This is a genomic window from Actinospica durhamensis (assembly GCF_018139695.1).
GTDB classification, from domain to species: Bacteria; Actinomycetota; Actinomycetes; order Streptomycetales; family Catenulisporaceae; genus Actinospica; species Actinospica durhamensis.
On sequence record NZ_JAGSOG010000344.1, the window covers coordinates 1 to 7880 of the forward strand.

At 72.6% G+C, this 7880-nt stretch carries 7 protein-coding genes and 1 pseudogene; 5 read left to right on the top strand and 3 right to left on the bottom strand.

Going from position 1 to position 7880, the window contains the following annotated elements:
• From KDL01_RS36785 to KDL01_RS36800, 4 genes and pseudogenes are all read left to right on the top strand, one after another.
• Nucleotides 1–445, top strand: a pseudogene (locus KDL01_RS36785) (hypothetical protein); the annotation flags it as partial.
• 78 nt (nt 446–523) lie between these two features.
• Nucleotides 524–1924, top strand: a complete 1401-nt coding sequence (locus KDL01_RS36790) for a ferredoxin reductase family protein (protein ID WP_212533337.1) — start codon at nt 524–526, stop codon at nt 1922–1924.
• Between the two features lie 19 nt (nt 1925–1943).
• Nucleotides 1944–2468 (top strand): FMN-binding protein, encoded by a 525-nt coding sequence (locus KDL01_RS36795; RefSeq protein WP_212533338.1) that lies wholly within the window; start codon nt 1944–1946, stop codon nt 2466–2468.
• 3 nt (nt 2469–2471) lie between these two features.
• Nucleotides 2472–3299 (top strand): FAD:protein FMN transferase, encoded by an 828-nt coding sequence (locus KDL01_RS36800; protein ID WP_212533339.1) that lies wholly within the window; start codon nt 2472–2474, stop codon nt 3297–3299.
• A 232-nt stretch (nt 3300–3531) separates the two neighbouring features.
• On the opposite strand, the gene KDL01_RS36805 is transcribed toward KDL01_RS36800, so the two are convergent.
• The 3 genes from KDL01_RS36805 to KDL01_RS36815 form a co-directional block, all read right to left on the bottom strand.
• The gene (locus KDL01_RS36805) at nt 3532–4737 is read right to left on the bottom strand and encodes a coiled-coil domain-containing protein (protein WP_212533340.1); all 1206 of its coding nucleotides are present in this window, start codon (nt 4735–4737) and stop codon (nt 3532–3534) included.
• 41 nt (nt 4738–4778) lie between these two features.
• Nucleotides 4779–5225: an SRPBCC family protein gene (locus KDL01_RS36810; RefSeq protein ID WP_212533341.1), complete on the bottom strand. Its 447-nt coding sequence runs from the start codon at nt 5223–5225 to the stop codon at nt 4779–4781.
• Nucleotides 5226–5383: 158 nt separating this feature from the next.
• On the bottom strand, nt 5384–6931 hold the full coding sequence (locus tag KDL01_RS36815) for an MFS transporter (RefSeq protein WP_368861725.1): 1548 nt from the start codon (nt 6929–6931) through the stop codon (nt 5384–5386).
• A gap of 414 nt (nt 6932–7345) precedes the next feature.
• On the opposite strand from KDL01_RS36815, the gene KDL01_RS36820 reads away from it, so the two are divergent.
• Nucleotides 7346–7880 (top strand): hypothetical protein (locus KDL01_RS36820; RefSeq protein WP_212533342.1); only part of this gene is annotated, 535 nt, incomplete at its 3' end.

Sequence of the window (7880 nt, forward strand, 5' to 3'; positions counted from 1 at the left end):
CCCCGAACCCGCCTGGACCGAGGCGCGCGAACTCGTCCGCCGCACCGCCGAGGAACGCGGCTGGCACCTCGAGCCCGACTCGCCCGCGCTCGACCGGGCCTGCGACGCCGCCGCCGTGGTGCTGAGCATGGACGTACCCGAACTCGTCCCGCTCCTCGGCGTCTACGCCGACGCGGCCGAACGCCTCGCCGAACAGGAGGTCGCGACCGTACTGACGATGGGCGAGCAGGCCGACATCGTGCGCGGCGTGGTCGTCGGCACCGTCCTCGGCGAGGAACTGCTGGCCGCACTGCGCCTTCTGGCCCAACGCAGCGTCACCCTCAAGTTACTCCAGCCGATCGACGCCCACCCCGCCAAGGCCGACCACGACGAAGCAGAACCCGGCCACGCCCCTCACGAAACCCCTGGTCAGGACGACGCACCCGACGAACCGGCTGCGCCTTAGCAAGATCCGAACCTTTTTCTTAACGGATTCTCGACTGCGACGCCCGGCTGTCTCATCCAGGTGAGGCACAGTTGTTCTGTGACCGCAACCAGTTCCGGACCGACCCATGCGCGGCCGTCCTCGGCCGCCATGGCCGGCGTGCTGCCCCGCCCCGGGCGCGGCTGGACGTACGCACTCGTGGTCGCCATCGCCGCGGGCGTCCTGCCGATCCTGGTGATCTGGTGGCAGGGCACGACCCCGAGTTCACTCGACTCAGCCGGCGGCATCCTCACCGCGGCCGGGCAGATATGCGGGCTGCTCGCCGCGTACCTGCTGCTGGTGCTGGTCGCCCTGATGGCGCGGATACCGCTGCTCGAACACCGGGTCGGCTCCGACGTGCTGACCAGGGTGCACCGGGCGCTGGGCGAGTACACCGTCTCCCTCGCCCTGTGCCACGCCCTGCTGATCATCCTCGGCTACGCGCTGACCCTGCACACCAACCCCGTCTCCGAGGCGGTCACCCTCGAGCTCGACTATCCGGACGTGCTCATGGCCACCGCGGCCCTCGGCCTGCTGCTGTGGGTCGGCGTCGTCTCGGCCCGCGCGGTGCGCCGGAAGCTGGCCTACGAGTCCTGGTACTTCATCCACCTCTACGTCTACCTGGCCATCGGGCTGGCCTTCTCACACGAGTTCGCCGACGGCTCCGAGTTCTCCGCCAACGCGCGCAACCGGATGCTGTGGGTCGGCGCGCACGTGGTGGTGGCCGCGCTGCTCGTGCTCTACCGGGTGCTGGTGCCGATCTCCCGCTCGCTGCGGCACGACGTGCGGGTCAGCGCGGTGGTGCGCGAGTCCCCGGGCGTGATCTCGGTCCACCTGACGGGCCGTGACCTGCGCAAGCTGCGGATCGAGCCGGGCCAGTTCCTGCGCTGGCGGTTCCTCGACAAGGCGCACTGGTGGCAGTCGCACCCGTACTCGATCTCCGCGCCGCCCACCGACCGGAAGCTGCGGATCACGGTCAAGGACCTCGGCGACGGCAGCGGCGCGCTGCGGCACCTGAAGGCGGGCACGAAGGTCTGGTTCGAGGGCCCCTACGGCGCCTTCACCGCGCGCCGGCTCGACCCGGCCAGCGGCGGCAAGGTGCTGCTGATCGCGGGCGGCGTCGGGATCACCCCGCTGCGCGCCCTGTTCGAGTCGCTGCCTGGCGGCGGCGGTTCGGCGATCCTGCTCTACCGCGCCTCCACCCCGGCGGACCTGGCGCTCTACCGGGAGCTGAGCCAGATCGCGGAGCGGCGCGGCTTCGGCCTGTATCCGCTGGTGGGTTCGCGCGAGAGCTCCCCCGACCCGTTCTCCCCAGCCGAACTGCACCGGATGGTGCCGGATCTGGCCGACCGGGACGTGTACCTGTGCGGCCCCTCCGGGCTGGTCCACGCCGCCAAGCGGGGCCTGCGCCGGGCCAAGGTGCCGGCGCGGCGCGTGCACGTCGAGTCCTTCGATTTCTAGCCGACCGAGGTAGCTACCGATGCGCAAAGTACTGCTGGCCCTCACGCTCACCGCCGTCGGCCTCGCCCTGCTGCTGTCGTTCAAGTCGCGCGGTAGCTCCATCGCCGCCCTGGGCACCACCAGCACGGTGCAGAACAACACCGAGGCGAACACCTCGGCGCAGACCGGCGCGTCCGCCTCGCCCTCCCCGTCGGCGACCTCTTCGGCCGCCTCACCGAAGACGTCCTCCTCCTCTTCGTCCTCGCCGTCGAGCTCGAAGAAGGCGGCCAGCGGCACCTACACCGGTACCGCCGTCGACACCCGCTACGGCCCGGTGCAGGTCCAGGCCGTCGTGAGCGACGGCAAGCTCACCAACGTGAACGTGCTCCAGGTCCCGGACAACGGCAACTACGAGGACCAGATCGTCTCCATCGCGCTGCCCGAGCTCAAGTCGGAGGCGCTGGCCGCGCAGAGCGGTAACATCGACAGCATCTCCGGCGCGACGTTCACCTCCGAGGGCTACGCCCAGTCGCTCCAGGCTGCCCTCGACCAGGCCGGGCTGTAAGCCGTGAGCCTGCGGCGGGCCGCCGAACCGGTGATGGGCACGGTCTTCTCGGTCGCCGTCCCCGAGGGCTGCGACCCGGACCTGTTCGCCGCCGCCTGGTACGAGGCCTGCGCGCTGCTGCACCGGATCGACGAGGTCTACTCCCCCTTCCTGCCCGAGAGCCCCGTCTCCCGGATCAGGGACGGACGCCTGTCCCCCGGCGACCTCGACGGCCAGCCCGACCTGTCCGAGGCCGAAATCACCGAGTTCCGCGAGGTGCTCGGCCTGTGCGCGCAGCTGCGGACCGAGACGCGCGGCGCGTTCGACGCGTGGGCCGTGGGCGACCCGCCGAGCTTCGACCCCTGCGGCGCGGTCAAGGGCTGGGCCGCCGAACGCGCCTCCCGGCTGCTCGCCGACCGCGGCCTGCCGGCCCACCTGCTCAACGCCGGCGGCGACGTCCGGCTGCGCACCAGCGGCGCCGGCACCGGCTGGGTCGTCGGCGTCGAGGACCCGCACCGCCCCGACCGGATCCTGTTGCGGCTGCGCCGGAGCGAGGGCGGCGTGGCCACCTCGGGCACCCGCCAGCGCGGCGCGCACGTGTGGGATCCGCTGCACCGCCGCCCCGCGTCCGGGCTCGTCCAGGCGACCGTCACCGGCCCCGATCTCGCCCTCGCCGACGGCTACGCGACCGCCGCGATCGCCTTCGGCACCGAGGCCCGCCCGTTCCTGACCCGGCTGGCCGAGCGCCACGGGTACGAGTCCTTCACCGTGGACGAGCAGACCGGCGTGTGGTGGACCCCCGGCCTGGAGGAGTACGTGCCGGAACTGCGCGACGTCCGCCGCCCGGGCTGACGACCCCTCGGACCGGGCCGATGGGCCCACGGAAGCGGACTTCCTGGGGACTTGGGCTCACTCTCAAGGGTGATCGCCCTCGGTTGCCCTTGGAACGCGGCGCCGAAGGGGGTGTCATGGAGACACGGCGGTCGCACCCGCGTCCGCCGGACCGTGGTGACAACACGCTCCCCCAAGCGAAGACCGCACCACACTTCCCCGGAAACCCGCGCACTGCCCGGCGCGGGTTTCCTCATTTCCCGGGGGGCTCGGCGTGCGCGGGATCCGCGTCGGTCGCCGACTGCTGCTCCTGCTGCGGCTCCTGCTGAACCGGGATGGCCGCCGGCGGCTGCGCCAAGCGCGCACTGAGATCCAGCAGACGCGCCGTCAGCACATCAGCCCGGCCGCGCTCCGCCTCGAGCTGCGTCCGCAGCCGCGCGAGCTCCTCCTGAGCGGCCGTCAGCTGCGCCGCCGCGCTCTCCCTGGCCTGCGCCGCGTGCCGCGCGTCGGCCTGCGCCTCGGTGGCGATCTGACGCGCCGTCTCCACCTCGCGCGCGAGCGAGTCGGCCCGCTCGTTCGCCGCCTGCGCGCGGGCGGTCTGCGACTCGGCCCGCTCCTGCTGCATCTGCGCGGCGGCCCGCGCCCGCTCCGCCGCGACCAGCGCCTCGGAGCGTTCCGCAGTGGCCTGATGCGTCGCAGCCTCGGCCCGTTCCCGCGCCGCGGCCTCGCGTACCGCCTGCTCCCTGGCCTGCTCCGCCTCCCCCTGCGCGGCCAGCGCCCGGACGAGCGCCGCGTCCCTGGCCGCCTCGGCGTCCCGCGCGGCCTGCTGCGCCTGGCGTGCCTGCGCCGCCTGCTCACGCGCCTCGCGCTGCGCCTCGCCGCGCGCCGCCACGGCCTCGGCCTCGCGCGCCGCCGCCTGCCCGGCCTCGTCCAGCGCCTGAGCCGCCGTCGCCTGCGCGCCCCTGGCCTCCTGCTCGGCCTCCTGGCGCCGGGCCCGCTCCTGCTCGGCCAGCGCGACAGAGGTCTGCGTCTCGGCCCGGGCGGCCTCGGTGGCGGCCTGCGCGTCGCGCGCCTCGGCCGCGGACGCGGCAGAGTGCGCGGCCGCCTCCGCGCGCACGGCGGCGATCTTCGACTCCACCCCGGCCGCCGAGAGTTCGCCGTTGAGGGAGTGGGCGAGCAGGGTCGCGGACTGCTCGAGCCGTTCCACCAACTCCCAGGCCTGCGCCAGCTGCCCCGGCAGACCCGGGGCGTTGCGCTCGCGCGACCGGGAGTTGCGCGCGGCCTTGAGACACGCGTCGTCGTTGTCGCGGCAGTACTGGAACGGACGGCCCGCCCCCACGCGCTGCGGAACCGGCCGCCCGCAGTGCAGACACGGCCGGGTCAACACCGCGTCCGCGGGCTCTGCGGCACCGGCGCTGGACACGGCGGCGGACGGGGGCGTGGGCGCGGCGGCGGTCATGACCGCCCAGGATACCGGCCCCGACCCCCGGTCGGCCTGCCTCAGCCGGCCTGGCAGTGCGCGTCGAGGTTCGCCAGCAGCTCGTCGTAGATCTTGACCAGGGCCTTGGGCGCGAAGGTGCGCTCGAAGAACCCGCCGATGCCGCCGGCGCCGTTCCAGGCCGTCTCGATCACCACGCCGGTGTGTCCGTCCTCGGACCCGGTGACGGTGTAGGTGGTCACCATCGAGGAGTTCGCGTCGGTCTCCACCAGCACCCCGTCGGCCGGCGCGGTGACCGTGATCAGGCAGTCGCGCACCCGCTTCTCGGTGGCCGCGAACCTCCAGCTGACCACGGTGCCCGCGCCCGCCCCGCCCTCGCGCAGGGTGTAGTCCGAGTACTGCGACGGCAGGATCTTCGGCCGCACCGTGGCGTAGTCCGCGAGCGCGGCGGCCACCTGCCCGGCCGGGGCGTGGACGTGAGCGGCGGCGACGGCGCGGACCTGGGACATGCGAGGCTCCTTGAGGGTGGATCAGACGTACTGCGGGCGGGCGTGCTCCACCGCCGCGGCGGCCGAATCAGGGGTCGATCCGGCCGGAGACACGGCGCGGGCCGGGCCGCCTGCTCGGCGGCCCGGCCCAGCTTAGCCCGTGCGGCGCGCGCCCCCGCTCAGGCCCCGCCGCCCATGCCCGCCTGGATGGTCTCCTGCGACATGGGCCCCGAGTTGATCAGCACGCCGCCGATCACCCCGGCCAGCAGCAGCGAACCCACGGCGGCCCAGGTCGCGATGGTGTACCCGTGCACCTGGGCCTGGGCCTCGGCGAGCAGCTGCACCGGCGTGAGCGTGCGCGCGGTGGCCGGGTTGGAGGCGACCGCGGACGGGGGCAGGGCGTGCGCGGTGATGTACGCGCCGCTGGCCGAGACCGCGATCGTATTCAGCAGCGCCGTGCCGATGGACCCGCCGACCTGTTGCGCCGTGTTCAGCGTGGCCGAGGTGACCCCGGCGTCCTGCGGCGCGACCCCGGCCGTGGCGACCGCGAACACCGGCATGAAGGTGAGCCCGAAGCCGAGGCCCAGCAGGATCTCGGCCGGCAGCACCTCGGCGGCGTAGGACCCGCCGACCGTGATCTGCGTCATCCACGCCATGCCGCCCGCGGCCAGCAGCATGCCCGGGATCAGCAGCAGCCGCGGCGACAGCTTGGTCAGCAGCCGCGCGGCGATGCCGATGGAGGTGATGATCAGCGTCACGCTCATGGGCAGGAAGGCGAAGCCGGTGCGCAGCGCCGAATATCCCTTCACGCCCTGCAGGTAGTAGGTCAGGAAGAGGAAGACCCCGAACATCGACAGGGCGGCCAGCGCCATCAGCGAGAAGCTGCCGGCCCGGTTGCGGTCGACCACGATGCGCGGCGGGAGCAGCGGCGCGCTGAGGCGGCCCTGGAGCACGGCGAAGCCGATCAGGGCGAGGACGGCGACAGCGAAGAGGATGAGCGTCAGGCTGTTGCCCCAGCCGTCGCTGGCGGCCTTGGTGAACCCGTAGACGAGCGCGAGCAGCCCGCCGCAGCCCAGGATCGTCCCGCCGTAGTCGATCTCCACCCGCCGCCGCGGCGCCCGGTCCACCACGAACACGACCGCCCCGATCACCGCCACGACCGCGATGATGACGTTGACGTACATGGTCCAACGCCAGGTCAGATAATTGGTGATGACGCCGCCGAGGATGAGCCCGATGGCGCTGCCCGCGCCCGCGATGGCGCCGAACACCCCGAAGGCCTTGGCCCGCTCGTCCGGGTCGGTGAAGGTCGTGGTGAGCAGCGAGAGCGCGGCCGGCGCGAGGATGGCGCCGAAGCAGCCCTGCACGGCCCGCGCCCCGAACAGCATCCCGCCGCTGACCGAGGCCCCGCCCAGCGCCGAGGCGGCGGCGAAGCCGATCAGCCCGATCAGCAGCGTGTTCTTGCGCCCCACGAAGTCGACGATCTTCCCGCCGAGCAGCAGCAGCCCGCCGAACGCGAGCGTGTAGGCCGTCATCACCCACTGCTTGTCCGCCGGCGCGATGTGCAGGTCCCGCTGGGCGGAGGGCAGCGCGATGGTGACCACGGTGATGTCGAGCACGATCATCAACTGGCTGAGTCCGATGATGACCAGGCTCCACCAGCGCTTGGAGTCCGGCGCCTCGGCGGCCGCGGCCGTGTTCGCGTCGGCCGCCGCAGCCGGATCCACCGTCGCGGCGGGTGTCTCTGAGATCTGCGTACCGGATGTCTCGGAAGTCTCGGATATCTCGGCCACCTGACGGCTCCCCTTCTGCCGTTCGGCGCACCGGGACGGCGCGCACCAGGATTAAAACTACCAGCAGAGTTCTGCGATCTTGGGAACGGGGCACGGGTTTCCGATGGGATTCGACGACGTCACGGACGGGCTTGGCGCGGCGTCGCACGGGGCGGGAACCGCTGATCCCGGGGGCAGCCCCAGCAGCCGAAACGCAAGCCCTCCACCGACTCATCCCCACCCTCCACTCACACGAATATCCACAGGCTCCACAGCGTCGAACGTCCCGTAAGATCTTCAAGTTCCTCAGGCCCCTCAAGATCTTCAAGACATTCAAGTTCCCCACTATTCTTCTAGGAGAAATCGATCATGGCGACATTCCCCATGACGCGCGTGCGCGTCGGCGCGGCGAGCAGCGCGGCAGTGGTCACACTTCTGGTCACCGCGGCCCTGGGCAATCAAGCACTGAGCAGCTGGCGCACGGCGCGCGAGAGCAGCGGCGCCTGGAACGGCTGGGTCAGCGTCCTGTTCCAGCCCACCCAGCTGGTCGGCTGGAGATTCAGCGCACCGAGCGGCACGGACGGCACCGACCACTGGCTGGCGCCGTTGGTGTTCAACGTCGTCCTGGTCGTCGGCGCGACCGTGCTGGTGGCCCTGACCTCTCGCTCCGGAGGCCGGCTCGCCGCGGCGGCGGCCACCTGGGGCGCCGTCACCCTCGTCGGCGGCATCGCCGCCGCCGTCTGCACGCCGCTCGCCTACGCGGGCGTGCGCGGACCGGCCGCCCAGGCGTTCGCCCTGTCCGTCCCCCTCGGCCTGAGCCTGGGCTTCATCCTCGGCTTCATCGCCGCTCTGCTCGCCCTGGTCTTCGGCGGCGAAGGCGCCCCCGCCAGTAACTCCGCCGAAC

What these genes read in the sequence shown, in the direction of transcription:
- KDL01_RS36795 (WP_212533338.1), top strand. Translation starts at nt 1,944, where the DNA reads ATGCGCAAAGTACTGCTGGCCCTCACGCTCACCGCCGTCGGCCTCGCC.
- KDL01_RS36805 (WP_212533340.1), bottom strand. Translation starts at nt 4,737, where the DNA reads ATGACCGCCGCCGCGCCCACGCCCCCGTCCGCCGCCGTGTCCAGCGCC.
- KDL01_RS36810 (WP_212533341.1), bottom strand. Translation starts at nt 5,225, where the DNA reads ATGTCCCAGGTCCGCGCCGTCGCCGCCGCTCACGTCCACGCCCCGGCC.